Annotated in this window: 21 protein-coding genes; 9 read left to right on the top strand and 12 right to left on the bottom strand. The window is 63.0% G+C overall.

Annotated features, from left to right (window positions below; genetic code table 11):
* The first annotated feature begins 128 nt into the window (after positions 1-128).
* Positions 129-1,277 (top strand): pyridoxal phosphate-dependent aminotransferase, encoded by a 1,149-nt coding sequence (locus tag ACNFCH_RS05360; protein ID WP_416742396.1) that lies wholly within the window; start codon positions 129-131, stop codon positions 1,275-1,277.
* Complete coding sequence (locus ACNFCH_RS05355; RefSeq protein WP_196163708.1) at positions 1,265-2,056, top strand: amidohydrolase; 792 nt, start codon at positions 1,265-1,267, stop codon at positions 2,054-2,056. Before ACNFCH_RS05360 ends, ACNFCH_RS05355 begins: the two co-directional genes overlap by 13 nt.
* Before the next feature lie 106 nt (positions 2,057-2,162).
* On the opposite strand, the gene ACNFCH_RS05350 is transcribed toward ACNFCH_RS05355, so the two are convergent.
* Positions 2,163-4,718: a PepSY domain-containing protein gene (locus ACNFCH_RS05350; protein WP_416742395.1), complete on the bottom strand. Its 2,556-nt coding sequence runs from the start codon at positions 4,716-4,718 to the stop codon at positions 2,163-2,165.
* Positions 4,719-4,824: 106 nt separating this feature from the next.
* Complete coding sequence (locus ACNFCH_RS05345) at positions 4,825-7,107, bottom strand: TonB-dependent receptor (protein WP_196163706.1); 2,283 nt, start codon at positions 7,105-7,107, stop codon at positions 4,825-4,827.
* Between the two features lie 221 nt (positions 7,108-7,328).
* On the opposite strand from ACNFCH_RS05345, the gene ACNFCH_RS05340 reads away from it, so the two are divergent.
* The gene (locus ACNFCH_RS05340) at positions 7,329-8,009 is read left to right on the top strand and encodes a Fe2+-dependent dioxygenase (protein WP_337157989.1); all 681 of its coding nucleotides are present in this window, start codon (positions 7,329-7,331) and stop codon (positions 8,007-8,009) included.
* Positions 8,010-8,012: 3 nt separating this feature from the next.
* Complete coding sequence (locus ACNFCH_RS05335) at positions 8,013-8,762, top strand: tetratricopeptide repeat protein (RefSeq protein WP_337157991.1); 750 nt, start codon at positions 8,013-8,015, stop codon at positions 8,760-8,762.
* 99 nt (positions 8,763-8,861) lie between these two features.
* On the opposite strand, the gene ACNFCH_RS05330 is transcribed toward ACNFCH_RS05335, so the two are convergent.
* A complete protein-coding gene (locus tag ACNFCH_RS05330; protein ID WP_043208127.1) occupies positions 8,862-10,025 on the bottom strand; it encodes a type III PLP-dependent enzyme in 1,164 nt (387 codons plus the stop codon).
* A 594-nt stretch (positions 10,026-10,619) separates the two neighbouring features.
* On the opposite strand from ACNFCH_RS05330, the gene ACNFCH_RS05325 reads away from it, so the two are divergent.
* The 3 genes from ACNFCH_RS05325 to ACNFCH_RS05315 all read left to right on the top strand — a co-directional run bounded on the left by ACNFCH_RS05325 (position 10,620) and on the right by ACNFCH_RS05315 (position 14,635).
* A complete protein-coding gene (locus ACNFCH_RS05325) occupies positions 10,620-11,120 on the top strand; it encodes an RNA polymerase sigma factor (protein ID WP_196163702.1) in 501 nt (166 codons plus the stop codon).
* 17 nt (positions 11,121-11,137) lie between these two features.
* Positions 11,138-12,100: a FecR family protein gene (locus ACNFCH_RS05320; RefSeq protein WP_416742394.1), complete on the top strand. Its 963-nt coding sequence runs from the start codon at positions 11,138-11,140 to the stop codon at positions 12,098-12,100.
* Positions 12,101-12,208: 108 nt separating this feature from the next.
* Positions 12,209-14,635: a TonB-dependent siderophore receptor gene (locus ACNFCH_RS05315; RefSeq protein WP_337157998.1), complete on the top strand. Its 2,427-nt coding sequence runs from the start codon at positions 12,209-12,211 to the stop codon at positions 14,633-14,635.
* Between the two features lie 145 nt (positions 14,636-14,780).
* Here the strand turns inward: ACNFCH_RS05315 and ACNFCH_RS05310 are convergent, their stop codons facing one another.
* From ACNFCH_RS05310 to ACNFCH_RS05295, 4 genes are read right to left on the bottom strand one after another with little or no spacing between them, the layout of a single operon-like run.
* Positions 14,781-15,938 (bottom strand): betaine/proline/choline family ABC transporter ATP-binding protein, encoded by a 1,158-nt coding sequence (locus tag ACNFCH_RS05310; protein WP_337158000.1) that lies wholly within the window; start codon positions 15,936-15,938, stop codon positions 14,781-14,783.
* The gene (locus ACNFCH_RS05305; protein WP_337158001.1) at positions 15,935-16,588 is read right to left on the bottom strand and encodes an ABC transporter permease; all 654 of its coding nucleotides are present in this window, start codon (positions 16,586-16,588) and stop codon (positions 15,935-15,937) included. Before ACNFCH_RS05305 ends, ACNFCH_RS05310 begins: the two co-directional genes overlap by 4 nt.
* Complete coding sequence (locus ACNFCH_RS05300) at positions 16,585-17,496, bottom strand: glycine betaine ABC transporter substrate-binding protein (RefSeq protein WP_416742393.1); 912 nt, start codon at positions 17,494-17,496, stop codon at positions 16,585-16,587. Before ACNFCH_RS05300 ends, ACNFCH_RS05305 begins: the two co-directional genes overlap by 4 nt.
* Positions 17,497-17,508: 12 nt before the next feature.
* Positions 17,509-18,222 (bottom strand): ABC transporter permease, encoded by a 714-nt coding sequence (locus ACNFCH_RS05295; RefSeq protein ID WP_323114494.1) that lies wholly within the window; start codon positions 18,220-18,222, stop codon positions 17,509-17,511.
* A gap of 485 nt (positions 18,223-18,707) precedes the next feature.
* Between ACNFCH_RS05295 and ACNFCH_RS05290 the strand changes: the two genes are divergently transcribed.
* Both ACNFCH_RS05290 and ACNFCH_RS05285 read left to right on the top strand, forming a co-directional pair.
* Positions 18,708-19,046 (top strand): helix-turn-helix domain-containing protein, encoded by a 339-nt coding sequence (locus tag ACNFCH_RS05290; RefSeq protein ID WP_337158007.1) that lies wholly within the window; start codon positions 18,708-18,710, stop codon positions 19,044-19,046.
* Between the two features lie 89 nt (positions 19,047-19,135).
* Positions 19,136-20,719 (top strand): peptide chain release factor 3, encoded by a 1,584-nt coding sequence (locus ACNFCH_RS05285; protein WP_337158009.1) that lies wholly within the window; start codon positions 19,136-19,138, stop codon positions 20,717-20,719.
* A gap of 117 nt (positions 20,720-20,836) precedes the next feature.
* Here ACNFCH_RS05285 and ACNFCH_RS05280 read toward each other — a convergent pair whose 3' ends face one another.
* The 5 genes from ACNFCH_RS05280 to ACNFCH_RS05260 form a co-directional block, all read right to left on the bottom strand.
* Positions 20,837-21,916, bottom strand: coding sequence for a polyamine ABC transporter substrate-binding protein (locus ACNFCH_RS05280; protein WP_337158011.1), 1,080 nt, complete (start codon positions 21,914-21,916; stop codon positions 20,837-20,839).
* 56 nt (positions 21,917-21,972) lie between these two features.
* A complete protein-coding gene (locus tag ACNFCH_RS05275) occupies positions 21,973-22,314 on the bottom strand; it encodes a cupin domain-containing protein (protein ID WP_337158013.1) in 342 nt (113 codons plus the stop codon).
* A gap of 32 nt (positions 22,315-22,346) precedes the next feature.
* On the bottom strand, positions 22,347-23,753 hold the full coding sequence (locus ACNFCH_RS05270; protein WP_416742392.1) for an NAD(P)/FAD-dependent oxidoreductase: 1,407 nt from the start codon (positions 23,751-23,753) through the stop codon (positions 22,347-22,349).
* A 63-nt stretch (positions 23,754-23,816) separates the two neighbouring features.
* Complete coding sequence (locus tag ACNFCH_RS05265) at positions 23,817-24,626, bottom strand: nuclear transport factor 2 family protein (protein WP_337158039.1); 810 nt, start codon at positions 24,624-24,626, stop codon at positions 23,817-23,819.
* Between the two features lie 118 nt (positions 24,627-24,744).
* Entirely contained in the window at positions 24,745-24,867 is a 123-nt protein-coding gene (locus ACNFCH_RS05260; protein WP_337158015.1) for a hypothetical protein, read from the bottom strand.
* Positions 24,868-25,003 lie beyond the last annotated feature (136 nt).

The following is a 25,003-nucleotide window of genomic DNA, read 5'->3' as shown; positions in this document are numbered from 1 at the left end:
CTCACCCGTGAAGAGGCCTGTTGACCCAAGGCAATCCCCCTATTGTTTCAACCTTTTTCCTGACCGCTCGATCCGCTATGCTCGGCCTCTACCCCGTGCCGAATGCAGTGTTCAGGAAAGAGGGCTTCATGATCCGCAGCAAATTGCCGAACGTCGGCACGACCATCTTCACCACCATGTCGCAGCTCGCTGTGCAGACCGGTGCGCTCAACCTGTCCCAAGGCTTCCCTGACTTCGACGCGCCCCAGGCGCTGCTCGACGCGGTGTGCCGCCATGTCATGGCCGGCCATAACCAATACTCGCCGATGACCGGCCTGCCAGCCTTGCGCCAGCAGGTGGTGGCCAAGATCGCGCGTCTGTACGGCGCCACGGTCGATGCCGATCATGAGGTGACCATCACGCCGGGTGCCACCGAGGCGATCTTCTGTGCCATCCAGGCGGTGATTCAGGCGGGTGATGAGGTGATCGTCTTCGACCCCTCCTACGACAGCTATGAGCCGTCCGTGGAACTGGCCGGCGGGCGCTGCGTGCATGTGCAGCTCTGCGATGGCGATTTCCGTATCGATTGGCAGAAGTTCAGCGATGCGCTGACGCCGCGAACGCGCATGGTCATCCTCAACTCGCCACACAACCCCAGCGGCGCCTTGATCAGCCGTGAGGACCTGGACCAATTGGCGCGTCTGATCGAAGGCCGCGATATCTACCTGATCAGCGACGAAGTCTATGAGCACCTGATCTATGACGGCGTGCGCCATGCCAGCGTATTGGCTCATGAGCAGCTGTACTCGCGCGCGTTCGTGATCAGCTCGTTCGGCAAGACCTATCACGTCACCGGCTGGAAGACCGGCTATGTAGTGGCGCCACCGGCCTTGAGCGCGGAGCTGCGCAAGGTCCACCAATACGTCAACTTCTGCGGCGTGACGCCGTTGCAGTGTGCCTTGGCCGACTACATGGCTGAGCACCCGCAGCACCTGGATGAACTACCGGGCTTCTATCAGGCCAAGCGCGATTTGTTCTGCGATTTGCTGCAGGACTCGCGTTTCACCTTCACCCGCACGCCAGGCACTTACTTCCAACTGGTGGACTATTCGCAGATCCGCCCGGATCTGGGCGATGTCGAGATGTCCCTGTGGCTGACCCGTGAACACGGCGTGGCCACCATTCCGGTTTCGGTGTTCTACCAGCAACCCATCCCCGAGCAACGCCTGGTGCGCCTGTGCTTTGCCAAACGTGAGGAGACGCTGCGTCAGGCGGCGGAAAAACTATGCGCGATCTGAGTGAACTGCCCAATCTGAAAGTCGCCCTGGTGCAGACAACCCTGGCCTGGCACGACCGCGAGGCCAACTATGCGCATTTCGAAGAGCTGTTGGCCCAGGTCGGTGAAGCGGATCTGGTGATCCTTCCCGAGATGTTCACCACCGGTTTCTCCATGGAGTCCGAAAGCCTCGCCGAGCCCGAGAATGGGCCGACCTACAAGTGGCTCAAGGCCCAGGCCAAGAAGTTCGATACGGTGATCACCGGCAGCGTGATCATCCAGGCCGCAGATGGCAGCCACCGCAACCGGCTGCTTTGGGCACGGCCCGATGGCGAGATCCTGCATTACGACAAGCGCCACCTGTTCCGCATGGCCGGTGAGCATCGGCACTACACCCCGGGCGAGCGCCAGGTGCAGTTCGAGCTCAAGGGCTGGCGCGTGCGTCCGCTGATCTGCTACGACCTGCGCTTCCCGGTGTGGAGCCGTGATGCCCAGGACACCGACCTGCTGCTGTATACCGCCAACTGGCCGGCCGCACGCCGTCAGCACTGGAACCGTCTGTTGCCGGCGCGGGGGATCGAAAACCTGTGCTATGTGGCGGCGGTGAACCGTGTCGGCACCGACGGCAAGGGCTTTGCCTATTCCGGCGACAGCCAGGTGCTGGATTTCCAGGGCGAGAGCCTGCTCAGTGCCGGCGAGGCCGATGGAGTGTTCACGGCGGTGCTGAGCGCGGCGGACCTGGCGGCCTATCGTGCGCGCTTCCCGGCCAATCTGGATGCCGATACCTTCGAGCTGCATTGAGACCTAGGGGCTGCTTGGCAGCCCATCGCGGCGCAAGGCCGCTCTTACAGGGGATTGCGGTCTCCTGCAAGAGCGGCCTTGCGCCAGGAAAGGGGCGCCTTTGGGATCAATACACATCCCGCCGATACCGCCCGTCCTCGATCAGTTGCTGCACCACCTCGGCCCCGAGGATGCCACTGAGCGCCGCATCCACCCCAGCGGCCATTCCCTGCAAGCTGCCACAGACATAGACACATGCCCCGTCGGCTATCCAGCGGCTGAGCGTCTCGGCCTGCTGCAAGAGCACATCCTGTACATAGACTTTCTCCGCCTGGTCGCGGGAAAACGCCAGGTCCAGTCGTTGCAGGTCGCCATCGGCCAACCAGGTTTGAAGCTCGTCGCCACACAGCAGGTCATGGGCGCGGTTACGCTCGCCGAACAGCAACCAGTTGCGCCGCTCGCCAGCGGCGATACGCGCCTTGAGCAGACTGCGCAGGCCGGCAAGGCCCGTGCCGTTGCCGATCAGGATCATCGGTGCAGGCGCATCCGGGAGGCGGAAGCCGCTGTTGCGGCGCAGGCGCAGGCTGATGTTGCCCTGCAGCGGGAGGTATTCGGTCAACCAGCCCGAGCCCAGGCCCAAGGTGCCATCGGGGCGTCGCTCCTGGCGCACGATCAGCTCCAGAACGCCGTCGCTGGCGATCGAGGCAATGGAATATTCCCGTGCGGTGATGGGAATCAAGGCATCGACCAATGCCTGGGCGTGCAGGCCCACCAGATGCTCTCGGCTCAGCGGTAACTGGCGAGTGGCCAGGGCCTGGCCGAGGGGCTCATCCAGACCGTCCAGTCGCACCGGTGTCGTTGCGTCCAGGCCCAGCCCGGCGAGCAAGGCGTCGATGCGCGGTTGGCCGTTACGCGGCAGGACTTCCACCAGATCGCCGGCTTCCCAGGTCTGAGGTTGGTCTGACTGAAGCCCCAGCAGGTAGACCGGTGCGCCCTGGCTGCCAGGGTTCAGGCATTGGCGCTGGCGCAACGTCCAATTGGCGAACGACGGCGCTTGCCAGGCTGTCACCGGCTGGGCTCCGGTCAGTTGGGCGAGCTCCTGTTGCCACTGCTGCAAGGCGGCGGGGTCGGCGTTGTCCACCTCTACCGGGCTGAAGGCGCGGGTGGCGCCACGCTCGCCCAGCCAGGCCTGAAGCCTGCGAGCGAAGCCACAGAAATGCGGGTACTGGCGATCGCCCAGCGCGAGCACCGCGTAGTTCAAGTGGTTCAGCGCCCACGGTTGGCCCAGCACCTTGCGCTCGAAGGTGCGGGCACTGTCAGGGGCTTCGCCGTCGCCGAAGGTGCTCACCACGAACAGGGCGCGACGGGCCTGTTGCAGGTCGCTTTCACCCAGCTCGGCCAATGGACGGACCTGCACCGGCAGGCCGGCCGCTTGCAATTGGCCGGCACTCTGCCAGGCCAGTTGTTCGGCGAAACCGCTCTGGCTGGCGAAACCGATCAGCCAGCTGTCGGCGCTCGCCTTGGCACTGGATACTGAGCTGCGCGCCGCCCGTACCTGGCGCTTCTTGCGCCGACGGTCGAGGTACAGCAGCCACCCAGTGATGAAGAACAGCGGCATGGTCAGGCTGGCCACGGTGACGATGATCCGTCCTGGCAGGCCGAAGTAGCTGCCTACGTGCAGGGCATAGACGCTTTGCAGCAACTGCGCCTTGAACGACTTTTCGGTGTAGCGCTCATGGCGTTTCACCTGGCCGGTGGCCGGGTCCAGCGTCAGGGTATTGAAGGCGCGTTCGTGATCGGCGCCCTCGAGCAGGTAGAAGAGCGTGGCCGGCTGCCCACCGGCAGGCGGCAGGCGCAGGTTGTAGCTCACAAGGCTGGGGCCTGCGGCCTCCTTGAGGCTGGTCCAGATGGCGTCGTAGTCCACCACCAAAGGCGGTGCGTTCTTGTCGAGCTTTTGCGGGCCGTGGCGCCCACGGCCTTCGCCACGCTTGTGCTGCTGCCCGGCGGTGGGGGCGTCGGCCAGCAGTTTGTTCAAGCCTTCGCGGTACCACTCGTAGGACCAGAACAGGCCCGTCAAGGCGAACAGCAGATAGAACAGCAGGCACCAGGTTCCGGCGACGGCGTGCAGGTCCCAGTTGAAGGCGCGGCCTTTCTTGGCCCACTCCAGTGTCAGCCAGGCTCGCCAGTTCAGCGCCTGGCGTGGCCAGCGCAAGTACAGGCCCGAGAGGCAGAAGAACACCAGCATCAGGGTGCAGGCGCCGGTGATTTGCCGGCCGGTGTCGCCCATGGCCAAAAAGCGGTGCAACTGCAGCATCAGGTTGAAGAAGCCTTGCCCGGTGACTTCGCCCTGGAATTGGCCGGTGTAGGGATCGGCATAACGCATTTCGCCGCGACGCTGGCCCGGTGGCGGCTGGAAGAAGATCCGCGCGGCGTTGCCATCGCGGGTGTCGACCCACAGCATCGAGACGGTATCGCCTTGGGCGGCTTCGACTCGGCGCACCAGCTCGGTCGGTGGCAGCACGCCTTCCTCGCGCACCTGGACCTTGAGTACGTCCGGGTTGAACAGGCGCAGCAGTTCTTCCTGGAAGGAGTAGACCGCCCCGGTGATCCCCATCAATGCCAGCACCAGGCCGGCGGTGATGCCAAAGAACCAGTGCAATTGGAACAGCGACTTCTTCACCACATCGTTCACCTTGTCTGGGCGCCGGGCGAGGCGCGGCGTGCATTATGCCTTGGTACGCGAAAGCCCCGGTCACCGGAAAGGTGAGCGGGGCTTTCGACCAGCGTGCTTAGAAGTGGACGCTGGTGGTCAGCAGGGCAGTGCGGCCTGCCGCCTGGTTGGCGAAGTGTGTGGAATACGCCTTGTCGTAGTAGACCTCGTTGGTGAGGTTTTGCACGTTCAGCTGCAAGTCGATGTTCTTGGTCAGCTTGTACGCGGCCATGGCGTCGTAGCGCACGTAGCTGTCAACCATGGTGGTGTTGGCGACGTTGCCGTAGACATCATCCACGTAGAAGGCGCCACCACCGACGGTCAGCTTGGGCGTGATCGAGTAAGTGGTCCACAGGCTTGCGCTGTTGTTGGGAGTGTTCGGCAACTGGTTGCCGTCGTTGGCCTTGCCCATCGGGCCGCCATCGACCTGGCGAGCTTCCAGGTAGGTGTAGCCTGCGAAGACCTGCCACTTGTCGGTGAGCTTGCCGCTGGCCGACAGTTCGATACCGTCCACGCGGGTCTTGCCGACGTTCTCGTAGCTGGTGGTGTCGACCTGGACGCGGGCATTGTCTTTCTCGGTACGGAACACGGCAGCGGCCAGCGACAGGCGCTCGTCGAGCAGGTCCCACTTGGTGCCGATCTCGTAGTTAGTGGTCTCTTCCGGCTCCATGTCGCTGCTCAGGATCTGACCACCACGGTTCGCGGTACCCGACAGCGGGTTGGCTTCGGTACCTTCACCGAGCATGGCACCTGGCGGGGTCGCGGAGGTGGCATAGGAGACGTAGATGCTGCCGTTGTCCGCCGGTTTCCACACCAGGCCCAACTGGCCAGTGAAGAACTCGCTCTTGTCGCGACCCTTGTTCAGGGTCCCGTCCTTGTTCACGACGGTGGAGCCATCGGCGTTGTAGCCACGGAACTTGGTGTCGAAGTGGTCATAGCGCAGGCCCATGTTCAACAGCCACTGGGGGGTCAGCTCCAGGGTGTCGAAGGCATAGATCGCACGGGTCTTGCTGCTGGTCTTGGTGCCCGCGTAGTTACGCTCCACGGTGCCGTCCCACGCATCGTCCGGGTTCGGATCGCTCAGCGAGGTGCAGCTGCCGCCATGGCTTGGACCGGTGCAATCCTCGATCTTGCTGTTGGGGGTGACCTTGTAGCTCTGGCGGTCCGAATCTTCCTTGGTGAACTCGACACCGGTGGAGAAGTTGTTCTTGAAGCCGCCCACGAAGAATTCGCCGAACAGGTCGGTCTGGTTGGTGGTGGTAGCGGTGTTGCCCACGCGGGTGTTCGCGCGGCGCCATACGCCGTTGTTGTTCACGTTGCCGGCGCTGTCGTCAGGCTGGGTCAGGACGTAGTCCTGCATGCTGTTGCCGTGACGCAGGGTGTTCTTGATGGTCAGCGAGTCGCTCAGGTCGTGCTCGACGGCGATGGTCGCGATATCGGTGCGGGTCTTGCGGAAGTCGCGCCCGGTCAGACCGTAGAAATTGTCGCTGTCACCGCCATCGACCGGCTTGTCAGGATGAGCCGAGGTCCGGGCGTTGCTGCCTGCGCGCGGGATGCTGTAAGGGATGCCGGAATCTGGCAGGTCATCGCTTTCCAGGTGGTAGTAGTCGAGGTTCACGCGGGTCGGGGTGCCGAGGCCGAAGGCCAGGGACGGTGCGATACCCCAGCGGTCGTAGTTGACCTTGTCGCGACCGGCGACCTTGCTGTCGTGGGTCATCAGGTTAAGGCGACCGGCAACGGTATCGCTGAACTGGTAGTTGCCGTCGAGGGTGTAGCGCTGGGTCTGGTCGCTGCCCCAGGTGTAGCCTGCGTCGAACGAGTTGCCCAGGTGAGCGCGCTTGCTCACCAGGTTGATGGTGCCACCCGCCGCGCCGCGGCCGCCGATGGCGGAGTTCGGGCCTTTGGCGACTTCCACCGACTCGACGGCGAAGATCTCGCGGGTCTGGGCGCCGGTGTCACGCACGCCATCGAGGTAGGTATCGCCCTGGGCGTCGAAGCCACGGATGAACGGACGGTCGCCCTGAGGGTTGCCACCTTCGCCAGCGCCAAAGGTGATGCCTGGCACGGTACGCAGGGCATCCTGCAGGGTGAGGGCGTTGGTGTCCTTGATGACTTGTTGTGGGATCACGGTGATCGAGCGTGGTGTATCCACCAGCGGTGCTGTGTACTTCTGCGACGAGGCCTTCTCGACTTTGTAGTCGGTGCTGGCCTGCTCGGCTTTGCCATTGACGCTGGTGGCATCCAGGGTAATGGCGTTATTGGCAGCAGGATCAGCCGCATAGGCAGAAGTGGCGGTGATCGCCATGCCGATGGCGGAGACGAGCAGACGTGGTGAACTCACAGCAGATGGCACGTGACGCATTTCGATGAACCTTCCCCAAGGTTTGAAGTCTGCGGATCTTAATGTAAGCAATTGTGAGTCTCAATTGAGAATCGTTAACAGTCGCACAAAATTTACAATCTTTACAATTTCTCTTTACGGTTTCCGAGCGCTGGCGCGTCTTAATGCGCGACGGGGCTTGTGCGGTGTAAAAGGGAATCAATATCATTGATGGCTTTCCTACCTACCAAGGTGCCGCCGTCATGCTGCTTCACATTCCCGGCCTGTTCGATGCCGACGAGCTCTCCCGCATCCGTGAGGCGCTGGAGCAGGCGGACTGGGCCGATGGCAAGGTCACCGCGGGTTACCAGTCGGCCAAGGCCAAGCACAACCTGCAGTTGCCCGAAGGGCACGCGCTGGCCAAGGAGATTGGCAGCGCCCTGATCGATCGCCTGTGGCACAATCCGCTGTTCATGTCCGCGGCCTTGCCGCACAAGGTCTTCCCGCCGCTGATCAACTGCTATCGCGAAGGCGGCAATTTCGACTTTCATATCGACAATGCGCTGCGCCAGCCTAAGGGCAGCCCCGAGCGGATACGCACGGATGTCTCATCCACATTGTTCCTGAGCGACCCGGACAGCTACGACGGCGGCGAACTGGTGATCCAGGACACCTATGGTGTGCAGCAGGTCAAGCTGGCGGCAGGCGACATGGTGCTGTATCCCGGCACCAGCCTGCACAAGGTCAATCCGGTCACCCGTGGGGCGCGCTATGCGGCGTTTTTCTGGACCCAAAGCCTGGTCCGCGAGGACAGCCAGCGCGCCCTGTTGTTCGACATGGACAACGCTATCCGGCAGCTCACCGCCGATGTGCCGGACCACCCGTCGTTGCTGCAACTGACGGGCACCTATCACAACCTGTTGCGCCGCTGGGCCGAGGTCTGAGCCGTGTCGTATCAGTTGCGTCGTGAGGACGTCGTCGATATCGCAGGCCTGCAGGCCATGCTCGAACAGAGTCCCGGCACGGCGGCCCAAGCCATCCTGGCAGCGGCGGGAAGGGGGGCGGTCGAGGCGCAATTGCTGCTCGGGCAGATTCTGCTGGATGGACGCGGTATCGAGCAGGATCGGGTGCTGGCGCGGCAGTGGTTTGGCATTGCGGCCCAAGGCGGTAGCGCCATGGGACACAACATGCTGGGGCGCTGCCTGGAGCATGGCTGGGGCGGGGAGCCCAACCTGGCCATGGCCGCTGCGCACTATCGCCAGGCTGCCGACGCTGGGCTGGATTGGGGGCTGTACAACTACGCCAACCTGCTGGCCACCGGCCGCGGTGTCGCCGTGGACCAGGCGCGTGCGTTGAGCTGCTACGAAAAGGCCGCGCACCTGGGGCACGCCAAGTCGATGAACCTGTATGGCCGTTATCTGGAGCAGGGGATCGCCACCGCGGCCAGTCCGGCGCGCGCGGTGCGTTGGTATCGTCGTTCGGCCGAGGCGGGGGATTTTCGCGGCATGTTCAGCCTGGCGATGGTGCTCGTCGAGCGCGGGCAATTGGCCGAGGCGCAGCCTTGGCTGGAGCGGGCGCGGATCGAGGGGAACCTGAATTTTCTGAACAGTGCCTTGGTGACCTTGCAGCAGGCCGGGCCGATGCTGATGACGTTTGCCGCTCGGTATGCCGAAGAACTGCAAAAACGCCGGCAGTGAGGGCGTCTGTGCCGGCTCTTTCGCAGGTAAACCCGCAGGTTTCTCTAGGCCTCTTGATGACTCACACATGAAAACGGGGCCTTGCGGCCCCGTCGTGCATTACAGGTAGTACGCCTTCAGCGGCGGGAAGCCGTTGAACTCCACCGCGCTGTAGCTGGTGGTGTAGGCGCCGGTGGACAGCCAGTAGAGGCGGTCACCGATGGCCAGGTTCAGCGGCAGGCCGTACTTGTAGTGCTCGTACATGATGTCGGCGCTGTCGCAGGTAGGGCCGGCGATGACCACTTCTTCGGTCTCGCCTTTCTTCTCGGTCCAGATCGGGAACTTGATCGACTCGTCCATGGTTTCGATCAGGCCGGAGAACTTGCCCACGTCGGTGTAGATCCAGCGCTCGACGGCAGTGCGCGATTTACGCGCCACCAGCACCACTTCGCTGACCAGGATGCCGGCGTTGGCGATCAGCGAGCGGCCTGGCTCGAGGATGATTTCCGGCAGATCGTCACCGAAGTCTTCCTTGAGGAAGCGGATGATTTCCTCGGCGTAGGTCTCGAGGCTGTTGGTGCGGGTGATGTAGTTGGCCGGGAAGCCGCCGCCCATGTTGATCAGCTTGAGCTCGATGCCGTCTTCTTCTTTCAGACGCTCGAAGATCACCTTGACCTTGGCGATGGCTGCGTCCCAGACGCTGATGTCGCGCTGCTGGGAGCCCACGTGGAAGGAAATGCCGTACGGCACCAGGCCCAGGTCGCGGGCCAGGATCAGCAGGTCCATGGCCATGTCGGTCTGGCAGCCGAACTTGCGCGACAGCGGCCAGTCGGCGGTGGTGGAGCCTTCGGTGAGGATGCGCACATAGACTTTCGAGCCCGGTGCGGCCTTGGCGATGTTGCGCAGGTCCGCTTCGGAGTCGGTGGCATACAGGCGCACACCCTTCTCGTAGAAGTAGCGGATGTCCTTGGATTTCTTGATGGTGTTGCCGTAGCTGATGCGGTCGGCGGTGACGCCACGGCCCAGCACTTTATCCAGCTCGTAGATCGAGGCGATGTCGAAGCTCGAGCCTTTTTCCTTGAGCAAGTCGATGATCTCGACCGCCGGGTTGGCCTTGACGGCGTAATAGACCTTGGCGAATTCGAAGCCTGCACGCAGGTCGTCATAGGCCTGGCTGATCATCTGGGTGTCGATGAGTACGAACGGGGTTTCCTGCTTGTCGGCGAACGCCTTCATCTTCTGGAAGGTGTCACGCGCGAAATAGTCTTCGACCTGGATCGACATGCTGAGGGACTCCATGGGCAAACTGAAAAATTAAGTGGCGCAAACTGAACGTCCTCCGTATCCCCACTTTGGTTCGCCTACTTCCCAAGGCATGTCGCCGAAAGCAAAAAGGTCAACCGTGCCCGTGAAGCGGAGCGGCGGGTGACCTTGCTGTCTCGTCGTCAGTACTTGAGCCGGATGGATCGTTTCCAGCATGGACGTTCGGCGCGCACTTTAGGGCGTGAGGAATGCAGAATCAACAGGCAATCCCGGCACGTTCGTCGCGATTTGGCCACCTGCCACTGGAATAACCGACCTGTGTGAACGGCTGATGTTCCCAAGCGTAAAAAATTGTGGAATGGACCCCGCCGCCCCCTTCACAGGCAAGCCCCCGAAAACGACGCCATGGTGTTCGCTCGGCGCTGGGTGAGGGGCGGGGTTCAACAGATCAGCGGCGCCAAAGTGTTCATATTTATGGCCACCTGAGCGACAGGCCAGATCGGCTGAAATACCGATAAATTTTTTGTTACCAAGCCCTTGGTCGGCTCTCGTCATCGTGATTTGCCGTCGTTTATGAGAAGCATTACTATTCGCGACCTCGTATCGCTCCTCTAGATGGCCTCGACCATGTCAGGACACAAAGGCTTCCTCGATCACTATCACGAGCTGATCGGCACCTGGACGCGCAAGCTGCGCAACCGTCCACAGGCCGAGGACCTCGCCCATGACGCTTTCGTGCGCGTGCTGGAAAACCCGCGCGAGGTCATCGAGCAGCCGCGTGCGTACCTGCATCAGACCGCCCGCAACATCGCCGTGGACGGTTACCGTCGTGAGGACCGGCGCCAGGCCATGGAAGAGGAAATGCTCGACGATGGCGCCGCAGGCAATGGTGATCCGGAAGCCTATGTGCACGCCCTGGAACTGGCCGATAGGGTCGAGCGCGCCCTGGCCGAGTTGCCGATCAATTGCCGGCAGGTGTTCGTCTGGCAGAAGCTCGAAGGGCTGACCCAGGCGGAGATCGCCGCGCGCATGGGGCTGAGCAAGAACATGGTCGAAAAGTATATGATCCGCACGCTCCGGCATCTGCGTGAGCACCTGGATGTGTCCACCCGATGAGTCAGGAGACCCTTTGCATGAAACAGCCCGGTGCCGAAGACGTGCGCGAGCAGGCGGCCGAATGGTTCGCGCGTATCCAGGATGCGCCGGATGATGCCGGGCTGCAGGCGCGTTTGCATCAGTGGCTGCAGGCCGATTCCCGCCATCGTGAGGAGTACGACCTGCTCGAGCGCTTGTGGCAGGCCGCTGACCACATCCCGCCCCAACGCCTGGAGGCGTTGTGCGTGCCTGAGCCTGTGCGGCAGTTGCCCCGTCGGCGCTTCCTGCAGCAGGCCCTGGCAGCGGGTGTGTGCGCAGCCGCCCTTGGGCTGGGCTGGCGTGGCTGGCAATACACGCGCGAAAACCATCGCGAAGACCTGCAGACCGCCCTGGGCGAACGTCGTGACGTCGAGCTGCCGGATGGCTCGCAACTGCAGCTCAATGGCGCGACCCGCCTGAGCGTGAGGTTCAGTGCCGGGCAGCGGCAGATCGTGCTCGAGGCGGGCGAAGTGATGTTCAGCGTCGCCCACGACAGTGCACGGCCGTTCGTGGTCGACACCGCCCAGGGGCGCGTCACCGTGACCGGAACCCGGTTCGATGTGCGCCTGGATCCCGGGCACACCCGGGTGGCTGTAGAACAGGGCTCCGTGAAGGTGGAGGGCGCTGCGGGGCCCTCGGCGCAGCTCACCGCAGGCCTCGGCGCGCATATCGATCCGCAAGGCCAGGTTGCGGCGCCTTACCCTGTGAATGCGGCTGTCATGACAGCCTGGCGTCACGGCAAGCTAGTGTTCGACAACGCCACCTTGGCCGAGGTGGTGGCCGAAGTGTCCCGCTATCGTACCCACCCCCTGCGCGTCGCCCCTGGCAAGGTGGCGGGCCTGCGCCTGTCCAGCACCTTCAATGTCGACGACACCGACGCGCTGTTGCGCGCCCTGCCGAGCATCCTGCCGGTCGCCATCAAGACCCACGGCGACGGCTCCAGCGAAATTATCGCGAAATAGATTCAGGTTTTTTTTCACTCGTTCGTCTTCCTCGCCAGCTGCAACTGCCAAGCATTTCCATTTGCGTGTGGTTGGCGTTCATCCCGACTTTCAGGATTCTTCGACGACGTGAACAACAACAAGCCCTTCCTGCGTTTGCCTTCCCTCGCGCTGGCCCTGGCGATCAGCGCCGCCACGGCCAATGCCTACGCCGAACAAGCGCCAGCGACGATCCAGATCCAGGCCCAGCCCCTGGCTTCGGCCTTGAGCCAGTTGGGGCAACAGACCAACCTGCAATTGTTCTTCAGCCCTGAACTGGTGGCGGGCAAGCAGGCCCCGGCGGTGTCGGGCACGCTTGCGCCGGAGCAGGCGCTGCAACAATTGCTACAGGGCAGTGGGCTGACCTATGAAATGTTCCAAGGCACCGTGGTGGTCAAGCCGGCCGAGAGTGCTGGCACGCTGACTACCGGCAGCCTTGAGCTGGCGCCTACCGACGTCAAAGTGGTCGGCGACTGGCTGGGTGATGCCCAGCAGAGCGTGGTGCAAAACCATCCTGGCGCCCGCACCGTGGTGCGCCGCGAAGCCATGGTGGAAAAGGGAGCGATGAACGTGCGCGACGTGCTGCGTGGTATCCCCGGTGTGCAGGTTCAGGATTCCAACGGCACCGGCGGCAGCGACCTGTCGCTCAACGTGGGTGTACGCGGCCTGACATCGCGGCTGTCGCCACGCTCGACCGTGTTGATCGATGGCATTCCCGCCGCCTTCGCCCCCTATGGCCAGCCCCAGCTTTCCATGGCGCCGATCTCTTCCGGCAATCTCGACAGCATCGATGTGGTTCGCGGCGCTGGCTCCGTGCGCTATGGCCCGCAAAACGTCGGCGGGGTGATCAACTTCGTCACCCGTGCCATTCCGGAGAAAGCCGCGGGCGAGTTGTCCACCACGTTGGAAACCTCTCGCCATGGCGGCTGGAAGCACACCGAGTCGGCATTCGTCGGCGGCACCGCTGACAACGGCATGGGCGTGGCATTGCTGTATACCGGCGTGAACGGCAATGGCTACCGCAGCAGTAACAATGGCAACGACATCGACGACGTCATCCTCAAGACCCACTGGGCGCCTACCGACAGCGATGAGTTCTGGCTCAACTTCCATTACTACGATGGCCGCGCCGACATGCCCGGTGGCCTGACCCAGGCGCAGTTCGACCATGACCCCTTCCAGTCGGTACGCGACTACGACTACTTCGCTGGCCGTCGCAAGGACGTGTCGTTCAAGTGGCAGCGCCAACTCGACGATGCCACCCAGTTCGAGGTGCTGACCTACTACACCGACAGCTTCCGCGGCAGCTCCATCGCCGACCGCACCCTGCAGACCCTGTCGTCGTACCCGCGCAACTATCACACCTTCGCTATCGAGCCGCGCCTGTCGCGGATCTTCTTCGCCGGGCCTACCACCCAGGAAGTGAGTGTCGGCTACCGCTACCTGAAGGAAGCCATGCGCGAGCAGTCCTCGCAACTGGCGCTGGTCGACAACGTGCCGACGCCAGTTCCGGGCTCCGACGGCCATGTCATCCAGGACCGCAGCGGGGGCACCGAAGCCAGTGCCTACTACATCGACGACAAGATCGACGTCGGCAACTGGACCATCACCCCCGGCATTCGCTTCGAACACATCAATACCGACTGGCGCGACCGCCCGGTCCTGGATGAAGACTACCAGCGAGTCCCTGAGAAAAACCGCAGCGTCACCAGCAACGAACCGCTGCCAGCGTTGAGCGTAATGTATCACCTGTCCGATGCCTGGAAGCTGTTCGCCAACTACGAGACCTCCTTCGGCAGCCTGCAGTACTTCCAGCTCGGGCAGGGCGGTAAAGGCGACAGTACCGCAAATGGCCTGGAGCCAGAGAAAGCCAAGACCTACGAGATCGGTACGCGTTATGACGATGGCCATTTCGCAGGCGAGCTGACCGCGTTCTACATCGACTTCGACGACGAGCTGCAATACATCAGCAACGAGGTGGGCTGGACCAACCTGGGAGCGACCAAGCACCAGGGCATCGAAGCCGCCGTGCGCTATGACCTGTCCGGGCTGGACGCGCGCCTGCAAGGCCTGACGGCCAATGCCGGCTACACCTATACCCGCGCCACCTACGAAGGCGAGATCCCGGGCTTCAAGGGGCGCGACCTGCCGTTCTACTCCCGCCAGGTGGCCACGGCGGGGCTGCGCTATGAGATGAACCGCTGGACCTGGAACCTGGATGCCTATGCCCAATCCAAGCAGCGCTCGCCAGGCACGGGGATCACCAGTGGCCAGTTCAACGGCAACTACATCACAGAGCCGAGTGCCGATGGACGGTTCGGCGACATTCCGGGTTATGTGACCTGGCATGTGCGTGGCGGGTATGACTTCGGATCGCAGCTGTCGAACCTGAAGCTGGCGGCGGGGGTGAAGAACCTCTTCGACAAGCAGTACTACACCCGCTCCAGCGACAACAATGCCGGGCTCTATGTGGGTGAACCACGCACCTTCTATGTGCAGGCCAGTGTAGGGTTCTGATATCGGCGTAGCCTGGTTCGCGGGTAAACCCACAGGATGGACTGCCCCCAAGAAGTTGGACACCAATCCAACCCTTGGGGACAGTCCAGGATTCACCTCGGACCAGGTGGGAGCGGGTTCACCCGCGAAGAGGTCGACACGTGCCTTAGGAGATCACCGCTTCGGCTGGCGAAACGATACTGGTCTTGCCACCACGCGAACGCCCCGAGCTCAGGTAGGCCGCAATGGACTCCTGGGTCACCTCGCCCAGGAACACCTGCTCGGCATCGAGCACCGGCAACCACGCACGATTGAACTCGTACATCCGCGACAGGAGGATGCGCAGGTGTTCGTCGTGGGCCGCGGTGGCGTTGAACGGGCGCAGGAAATCGCCACAGTTCCCCTGCTGACGATGCAGGTCGCGTCGACGCACATACCCCAATGCTCGGTTCTGCGCATCGGTGACCACCACATAGCGGCGGTCGTGTTCGTCCATCAGCTCCAGTGCATCGGCCACAGGCGTCTCGGGGTCGAGGGACGGGGCGTTGTCTGCGGCATCCTCTGCACGCACCAGCAGCAGGCGCTTCAAGGTGCTGTCCTGGCCGACGAAATTGCTCACGAAGTCATCCACCGGATGGGCCAGCAAGGTGTCTGGATGGTCGAGCTGCAGCAGTTTGCCGGCGCGGAAGATGGCGATCTTGTCGCCCAGCTTGATCGCTTCGTCGATGTCATGGCTGACCATGATCACGGTCTTGTCCAGCGCCCGTTGCATCTCGAAGAACTCGTTCTGGATCATCTCGCGGTTGATCGGGTCGACCGCGCCGAAGGGTTCGTCCATCAGCAGCACCGGTGCCTCCGCGGCCAAGGCGCGGATCACGCCGATCCGCTGCTGCTGGCCACCTGAAAGTTCACGTGGGTAACGCTGCAGGTACTGCTTGGGCTCGAGCTTGATCATGTGCATCAGCTCGCGGGCACGCTCGTGGCATTTTTGCTTGTCCCAGCCCAGCAGGCGCGGGACAACCGTGATGTTTTCCTCGATGGTCATGTTGGGGAACAGGCCGATCTGCTGGATCACGTAGCCGATGTGGCGACGCAGGGTCACCTCGTCCAGGGCACTGGTGTCCTCGCCATTGATGAATACCTGGCCGCTGGTCGGTGTGATCAGGCGGTTGATCATTTTCAGGGTGGTGCTCTTGCCGCAGCCCGAAGGGCCGAGGAACACGCAGATTTCGCCTTCGTTGACGGTGAGGCTGACCGCGTCGACGGCTTTGACGTCCTTGCCGTTGACGTTGAAGGTCTTGCTGAGGTTCTTCAGTTCGATCATGGGCGCAGTCCTTCTGGAGTCAGGGCACGTTGCAGGGTTTGCAGAAGCAGGTCGGCGATGATCGCCAGCAGGCTGACCAGCACGGCGCCGACCAGCAGCATGGACATGTCGCTGCGGCTGATGGAGGTGAGGATGAGCACACCCAGGCCGCCGGCTCCGATGGTGGCGGCGATGGTCATCACGCCGATGTTCATCACCACGGCAGTGCGCACGCCGGCGAGGATCACCGGCACGGCGATGGGCAGCTCGACCATGCGCAGGCGCTGGCCGAAGGTCATGCCGATGCCGCGCGCCGCTTCACGGATGCCGGGCTCGACATTGGTCAGCGCCAGGTAGGTATTGCGCAGGATCGGCAGCAGCGAATAGAGGAACACCGCAGTGATCGCCGGCAATGGCCCCAGGCCCTGGCCAAACTTGGAATAGAACGGCAGCAGCAGGCCGAACAGGGCGATCGACGGGACGGTCAGCAGCACCGTGGCACTGGCCTGCAGGGGGCCGGCCAGGGACGGGAAACGGGTCATCAAGATCCCCAAGGGCACGCCGACCAGGATCGCCAGGCCCACGGCCACGCCCACCAGGGTGATGTGCTGACCGGTCAGATGCAGGACCTGGGCCCAGTCCAGGTGGGTGAATGTATCGAGCAGGTTCATGGCTGTACCTCACTGATCGGGTGCTCGCGCAGGAATGCCGCGGCCACGGTGGTCGGGCTCTGGTGCTCGACATCGACCTTGGCATTGAGTGCACGCATGGTCTGGTCGTCGAGCAGCTCGGCCAGCGGCTTGAGCTGAGCAGCCAGTTGCGGGTTGGCATCGAGTGTCTGCTGGCGCACCACGGGGGCAGCGGTGTAGTCAGGGAAGTAATGCTTGTCGTCTTCGAGCAACGTGAGGTTGAACGCGTTCAGGCGCCCGTCGGTGGTGTACACCAGCCCGGCGAAGACCTGGTTGTTGCGCATGGCGGTATAGACCAGGCCGCCGTCCATCTGGCGGATGTTTCGCCGGTCGAGCGGCAGGTCGTACAGCTCGCGCAATCCCACCAGGCCATCCGGGCGATTGGCGAACTCAGTGTCCAGCGCCACCAGGTGGTTGCGCTCACGCTCGTCGCGCAGCACCTGCTGTAACTGGCTGATGGTGGTGAGCTGCGGGTAGGCCTTGGCCACGGCCTGAGGCAGGCCTAGGGCATAGGTGTTGCTGAACTTCGACGGTGTCAGCCAGACCAGTCCCTTCCTGGCATCCAGGGCTTTGACCTTGGCATAGGTGGCTTCGGCGTTGGGCATGCGCTCGTCAATGTGGTTGTAGGACACCAGCGAAACCCCGGTGTACTCCCACATCAGGTCGAGCTGGCCGGTTTCGTGGGCCTGGCGTGCGATGTTGCTGCCCAGACCCTCGGTGACGCGCACGTTGTAGCCGTTGGCGCGCAGGTATTGGGCGGTGATTTCGGCGAGCACGGTCTGTTCGGTGAAGACTCGCGCCCCGATGCGAATCAGCGGTTTTTCCGCTGCATGGGCGAGCCCTGCGAACAGCATGGCCGCGCCCAGGAGCAAGGCGATTTTCTTGTTCATCGGATCCCTCTTTTATTGAGCCAGGCCGCGTTCCAGCCAGCGTTTGCTGGAAAGGCTCACCACGGCATCGAGCACCAGTGCAAGCAAGGCCGTGCAGGCCGCGCCCAGCAGCAGTTGCGGCTGGTTGTTCAGGGCGATGCCGGGGAAGATCAGGCTGCCCAGGCTGTTAGCGCCGATCAGGAACGCCAGTGGCGCGGTGCCCACGTTCAGCGCCAGGGCCACGCGCACACCGCCGACGATGATCGGCACGGCATTGGGCAGTTCCACCTGCCAGAGTTGCTGGCGCGCGGTCATGCCGATGCCGGTGGCGGCTTCCTTGAGCGAGGCGGGGACGTTCTTCAGGCCTTCGTAGGTGTTGCGCACGATGGGCAGGAGGGAGGCGAGGAACAGGGCGAAGATCGCAGGGCCTGCACCGATGCCCAGGACACTCAGGGCAATGGCCAGGACGGCCAGGGGAGGGATGGTGTTGCCAACGTTGAACAACTGCATGAAGCGCTCGGCCTTGTCGACCCTGTGCGGTCGACTCAAGGCAATGCCGGCGGGGATGCCCACGGCCAACGCCGCCGCCATCGAAGCCAGCACCAGTACCAGGTGCGCTTGCAGGTAGAACCAAAGGTCTTCGCGATAACGCGCGAAGGTCTCGATGCCGATCCAGTGGACCAGCAGGGCCAGGATGACGAGCACGGCGGCCCATCCCAACAGCCCTTTGCCATAGCGTTCAGCCACAGGCGGACTCCTTTGTAGTCGGCGATCACACTCCCGTGGCGAGCGCCATTCCTGGCAGCGGGCAGTGTGGTCGCGAGTAGCAGCGTGGCGCCCTGCGAAGGCAGCGCGGTCACGCCATGAGCCGAACCCCGTCGGGCCCGAAATGCAGATGAAACCCGCCCTGAACCGAGGCGGGTTGCAGGGGGAGTGGACGTCTCCATAGCGTTAAAGGTTCCCATCTGAAGCGGCGTTTGGCCAGTGTTAATCACTGGCTTGTAGGAAATCTCGCGCGATAAAAAATCGTGGATAGTACGTCTAGGCGTTGAAGTACCTGCTATTCGGCGGCTTGCCGTAAGGTGACTATGGCTGGCAATTTTTCCGAATAGTCGCTTGAGGGAATATTCCTCTGAGGGCATTTTATTGTCTTGGTCCATCAGATTTTGTACGGAGTTCGTGCAGGCTGGCCGATGATCGCCTGGACAACCATTTGTCCAAAGGAGAGGAAAATGTCCAAGACACTTGACGAGGTCATGGAGCGTTTGTCGCCCGAGCGCAGAGCACGGGGTGAGGCGCTTGGCCACCAATTGATTCGAGAGCATGCAACGTTAAAAGCGTTGCGCCAGCAGCTTGAATTCACTCAGGAGGGTATGGCGGAACGTTTGGAGATCCGACAAGCCACTGTCTCGAAGCTCGAAAACCGCGGCGATATGCTGATTTCTACCTTGCGTGGCTATGTCGAGGCTCTTGGCGGAACACTTGAGCTTGTAGCACATATGCCTGGACATGCACCGGTCACGCTTGAAGGTTTCTCTGAGGCACCGACGCTTCGCAAGATTCATCGCTGATAGGCCCAAGGGGCCAGGCGGATTTTGGCCCTTGCTTCGACATCGGGTATGATACTGCCCCTTTTTGATCCCACGTCAGGCGATTTCCCATGACCAACCAGGCCGCCGAAGTCGCGAAGCGCCGCACTTTCGCCATCATTTCCCACCCCGACGCCGGTAAGACCACCATCACCGAGAAGCTCCTGCTGATGGGCAAGGCCATTGCCGTCGCCGGTACCGTGAAGTCGCGCAAGTCCGACCGCCACGCCACCTCCGACTGGATGGAAATGGAGAAGCAGCGCGGCATCTCCATCACCACCTCGGTGATGCAGTTCCCCTACCGCGAGCACATGATCAACCTGCTCGATACCCCCGGCCACGAGGACTTCTCCGAAGACACCTACCGCACCCTGACCGCGGTGGACTCGGCGCTGATGGTGCTCGACGGCGGTAAAGGTGTAGAGCCGCGGACCATCGCCCTGATGGACGTCTGCCGCCTGCGCGACACGCCGATCGTCAGCTTCATCAACAAACTCGACCGCGACATCCGCGACCCGATCGAGCTGCTCGACGAGATCGAGGCGGTCCTGAAGATCAAGGCTGCGCCGATCACCTGGCCGATCGGTTGCTACCGCGATTTCAAGGGTGTGTACCACCTGACCGGCGACTACATCGTGGTCTATACCCCGGGCCACGGCCATGAGCGCACCGAAGCCAAGATCATCCGGAAGCTGGACTCCGACGAGGCCCGTGCGCACCTGGGCGACCAGTACGATTCGTTCGTCGAGCAATTGGAGCTGGTGCAGGGCGCCTGCCATGAGTTCAACCAGGACGAGTTCATCAACGGTCAGTTGACCCCGGTGTTCTTCGGTACTGCCCTTGGTAACTTCGGTGTCGACCATGTGCTCGATGCGGTCGTCGATTGGGCACCGCGCCCGCTGGGTCGCGTTGCCCACGAGCGCACCGTCGAGCCTGTGGAAGAGAAGTTCACCGGCTTCGTGTTCAAGATCCAGGCGAACATGGACCCGAAACACCGCGACCGCATCGCCTTCATGCGGATCTGCTCGGGCAAGTACGAAAAAGGCATGAAGATGCGCCATGTGCGTTTGGGCAAGGACCTGCGTATCGGCGATGCGCTGACGTTCTTCTCCTCCGAGCGTGAACAGCTCGAAGAAGCCTATGCCGGCGACATCATCGGCCTGCACAACCACGGCACCATCCAGATCGGCGACACCTTCACCGAAGGCGAGGCGCTGGGCTTCACGGGCATTCCGCACTTCGCCCCGGAACTGTTCCGCCGCGTGCGCCTGAAGGACCCGCTCAAGTCCAAGCAACTGCGTCAGGGCCTGCAGCAGCTGGCCGAAGAGGGCGCGACCCAGGTGTTCTTCCCCGAGCGCAGCAACGACATCATCCTCGGCGCCGTGGGTGTGCTGCAGTTCGATGTGGTCGCCAGCCGCCTGAAGGAAGAATACAAGGTCGAATGCGCATACGAGCCCATCACTGTCTGGTCGGCACGCTGGATCAGCTGCGACGACAAGAAGAAGCTTGAGGAATTCCAGAACAAGGCCATGGAGAACCTGGCCATCGACGGTGGCGGTCACCTGACCTACCTGGCGCCGACCCGGGTCAACTTGTCGCTGATGGAAGAGCGCTGGCCGGACGTCCAGTTCCGCGCGACGCGCGAGCACCATTGATCGTAGGGGAGGGCGTTGCCCTCCCATCGCGGCACAAGGCCGCTCCTACAGGCAATCGCATACCCCTGTAGGAGCGGCCTTGTGCCGCGATCGGCCGCAAAGCGGCCCGAGCAGTTCTCAGTTCCCCGCCTTGATGCTGGTCCAGATCCGCGTACGAATGCGGTCGATCTTCGCCGGCATCGCCTCCAGGGCATACAGCTTGCCCAGCACCTCGTCACTCGGGTAGATCATGCTGTTGGCCTTGAGTTTCGGGTCCACCAGGGTGTCGGCTTTGACGTTGCCATTGGCGTACTGCACGTAGTCGCTGATGTTGGCCATCACCTCAGGCTGCAAGAGGTAGTTCATGTAGGCATAGCCTGCTTTCTCGTCCGGCGCGTCGGCGGGCATGGCGACCATGTCGAACCACAGCGGCGCCCCTTCCTTGGGTATCGAGTAGCCCACCTTCACCCCATTGTTCGCCTCTTCGGCGCGGTTCTTCGCCTGCAACACATCCCCCGAGAAGCCCACCACCACACAGATGTCACCGTTGGCCAGGTCGCCGGTGTACTTGGAGGAGTGGAAGTAGCTGATGTACGGGCGCACCTGCATCAACAGCGCCTTGGCTTTGTCGTAGTCGGCCGGGTTCTGACTGTGGTGTGGCAGGCCCAAGTAGTGCAGGGCGATCGGCAGCAGCTCCGGGCCATTGTCCAGCACGGCGACGCCGCAGCTTTTGAGTTTGGAAATGTTCTCGGGCTTGAAGATCAGGTCCCAGGAGTCCACCGGCGCATTGTCGCCCAGTACCGCTTTGACCTTGTCGATGTTGTAACCAATGCCAGTGCTGCCCCACAGGTAGGGGAAACCGTAGCGATTGCCCGGGTCGTTCACCTCCAGCGCCTTGAGCAACACCGGGTTGAGGTTGTGCCAGTTGGGCAACTGGCTCTTGTCCAGTGGCTTGAGGGCTTTGCCCTGGATCTGCCGGGCCATGAAGTGGTTGGAGGGGAACACCACGTCGTAGCCGGAATTGCCTGTCATCAGCTTGCCGTCGAGGGTCTCGTTGCTGTCGAACACGTCGTAGGTCGGCTGGATGCCGGTGGCTTGCTGGAACTGTTTGAGGGTGTCGGGGGCGATGTAGCTGGACCAGTTGTAGATCTTCACCGAGTCGGCGGCGTTGGCTACGCAGGTGGCGAGCATCAGTGGGGCGAGCAGGAGGGTGCGCATGTCCGGTATACCTTTCTTTGCTTGTTGTTATCGAAGGGCGGCAGGCGATCGGTGGATCAAAAAATCAAAACGTAGGTCTTGCGCACTGTCTCCTGGATATCCCAGGTGCCGGTGCTGTTGGCTGGCAGCATCAGGGCGTCGCCGGCTTCGATGAGCAAGGGTTCGCCACCGTCGGGGGTGAAAGTGCAGCGGCCCTTGATGAAGTGGCAGAACTCCTGCTGCACGATCTGCCGCCGCCAGCGTCCCGGGGTGCACTCCCAGATGCCGGTTTCGACGCCGTCGTTGCGTTCGACGCAGGTCACCGACGTGACCGCGACCGGTTCACCGAGCGGGACGGCAACAGGGGTGGAGCTTTCCAGGGGGACGCTGCCTGTGTGCTTGAACTGGGTGATGCTCATGACCGTGGATCCTGTGTAGTGGTTTAAGGGAATCAGCGCATGAAACCTTCCATGAAGTCGGCAAGCGTGCTGGCCAGGCGGCGTCGCCAGGGGGCGCTGCCGGGCTGGGCGAGGGTCTGGTCCTCGTGCACGAAGCTTCGGATGATCGCGTTGTAGCCCAGCCAGCGGCAGGGCTCGGGAGGCCAGCTGGCCAGGCTCCACAGCGGGCGGTTGTCGTACACCCAGGGCTGTGCGGTCAGGGCGTTGTGCTGGTCGAGAATCAGCGCGGCCAGGGTGCGTCCGCCCAGGTTGGTGGCACCGACGCCTTCGCCGCCGTAGCCACCCGACAGCGCAATGCCGCGCTGGCGGTCGCACAGCATGTGCGGGTGGAAGCGGCGTGCCATGCCCAGGTTGCCACCCCAGGAATGGGTGATGCGCACGTCCTTGAGCTGCGGGAACAGGTCGCCGAACAGGTAGCGGCGCAGGGCGATTTCGCTGTCGGTGAGGCTGAAGTCTTCCCGCAGCCGGCCGCCGAAGCGGTAGCCGCCGCGGGCACCGAATACCAGGCGATTGTCGGCGGTGCGTTGGCCGTAGGTGACCTGGCGGCTGCCTTCGCTGAAAGCCTGGCCGTGGTTCAGGCCGATCTGTGCCCAGGTCGATTCCGGCAGCGGCTCGGTGGCCACCAGCAGGCTCTGCACCGGCAACTGATGACGGCCCAGGGGCGGCAGGCTGGCGGCATAGCCTTCCACGGCTGGCACGATCCACTGGCTGCGGATCGTCGCCTGGGGCGTGCGCACCTCGCCGGTTCGCCAGTCGATGGCCGGGGTATTCTCATAAATCGGTACGCCCAGACGTTCGACCGCACGGGCCAGGCCACGGGCGAGCTTGGCCGGCTGGAGGGTGGCAACGTGCGGGCTGAAGATCGCGCCATAGGCATTGCTCACCCGCAGTTGGCCATCCAGTTGCTCGGGCCCCAGCCAGCGGTAGTCGTCTTCGTTCATGCCTTGGCGATAGAGGTCGTCCAGGTAGGCGCGCAGGCTGCGTTCCTGTTCCGGGTAGCGGGCGGCGCAATAGAGCACGCCGCCTTTGCGGTAGTCGCAGTCGATGCCTTCGCGTTGCAGGACGCTGTGGACCTCGTCGGGGATGCCATGCAGCAGGTCGGTGCTGGCGCGACGCTGCTGCGGCGAGAGGCTGGCGAGCATCCGGTCCTCGCCGAGCAGGTTGCCCATCAGCCAGCCGCCGTTGCGGCCCGAGGCGCCGAAGCCTGCGATGTTGGCGTCGATCACCACGACGTTCAGGTGCGGCGCCTGGCGCTTGAGGTAGTAGGCAGTCCACAGGCCGGTGTAGCCGGCGCCGATGATGCACACGTCCACTTCCAGGTTCTGGCCCAGCGCCGGGCGGGCGCAGAGTGGCTCCTCGAGCTGGTCCATCCAGAGGCTGATCGTACGCCAGGCTTGCATCGGGTTGCGCTCCACATCCGTAAAGGTCTGGGGCGATCCTAGAGGCGTGTGGGGAAGGTTGTCTTACGTGCGTGCACGCAGGGAAATCTGCTTCACATAGGCCTTGGGCGACAAGCCGGTGTGTTCGCGGAAACACTTGTAGAACGCCGACAGCGAATTGAAACCCGCGGCGAAGGCCAGGTCGTCGACCGGGGCTGCGGCGTCCTGGGCGTCTAGGCTGGCCAGCAGGTGTTGCAGGCGGGCCTGGTTGACGTAGCGGTAGAAGCTCTGGCCCAGCACCTGGTTGAGCAGATAGGAGATTTGGTTGCGGCTGTAGCCGCTGTGGTCGGCGACCTGTTGCAGGTCCAGCTCCGGGTCCAGATAGGGGCGCTGGCGCTGGAAGTAGTGCTCCAGGTCCTGGGCCATGGTGGAGAGCTGGCGGGGTGACAGGCCCAGGCGACTGGTGGCTGGGCGCGGGTTGGCACGGCTGGCGCCCTGGGCGTCACGACGCACCAGGGTGGCGTATTCGTTGATGCGCCAGATCAGCCCGTCTTTGACGGTGATCGCCTCGCTGGCCTGGAACGCCACCAGCCCCTCACCGCCTTGGACCGTGACTTGGTACTGGATGAACGCCGTGCAGCCGTCCACGCGGATGCGGTCGCTGTGCACGATGTCTTCGCCGGCCTGGTGGGGCAGGGAGGCGCGCACGTAGTCGCGCAGCTCATCGAGGCCTAACACGCGGTTCTGGAAGAAGTCGTGGTACTGGATGTCCGGGTGGTACAGCGCCATGACGCCGTCGAGGTCACGGTGCTTCCAGCATAAGTGGTAGCGCAGGACGGTGTCGGCCGTGAGCGGGGTTTGCGCTGGGCCGTCGGGGAGGATGGTGGCGGTCATGGGCTTGATAGTGCATTGCAGAACACCCTGGTGCAAGGCCAGGGATCCGGCAATTTGCACGGTTTTGCCAAGCGGTTCGCCGGTTAACCCGTTGATTCACATAGGACCGAATTTCTGATCAGGCTGGCACGTGCGCTGCACTTGTCTTGTTACCAACCAACAGGAGAAAGGCCATGCGCTCGATACTGCTGTGGATGATAGGGGTACCGATTCCGGTGATCATCCTGATCTGGTTCTTCATGCATTGAGGTTTCCTGTGGCTGCTTTGCGGCCCTTTCGCGGGCCCACCGCGCGCCCACACCCGGGGGTTTGTGCGGGCCGGTGGCCCCCCACGGCTGGCGCCCCCCCCCCCGCACCGGAACGCACATCGCCCGGGT

Source organism: Pseudomonas sp. NY15354 (genome assembly GCF_048068075.1).
GTDB lineage: Bacteria > Pseudomonadota > Gammaproteobacteria > Pseudomonadales > Pseudomonadaceae > Aquipseudomonas > Aquipseudomonas guariconensis_C.
The sequence above is the reverse complement of the archived record's forward strand: the minus strand, read 5'-3'. Positions and strand labels throughout refer to the sequence as shown.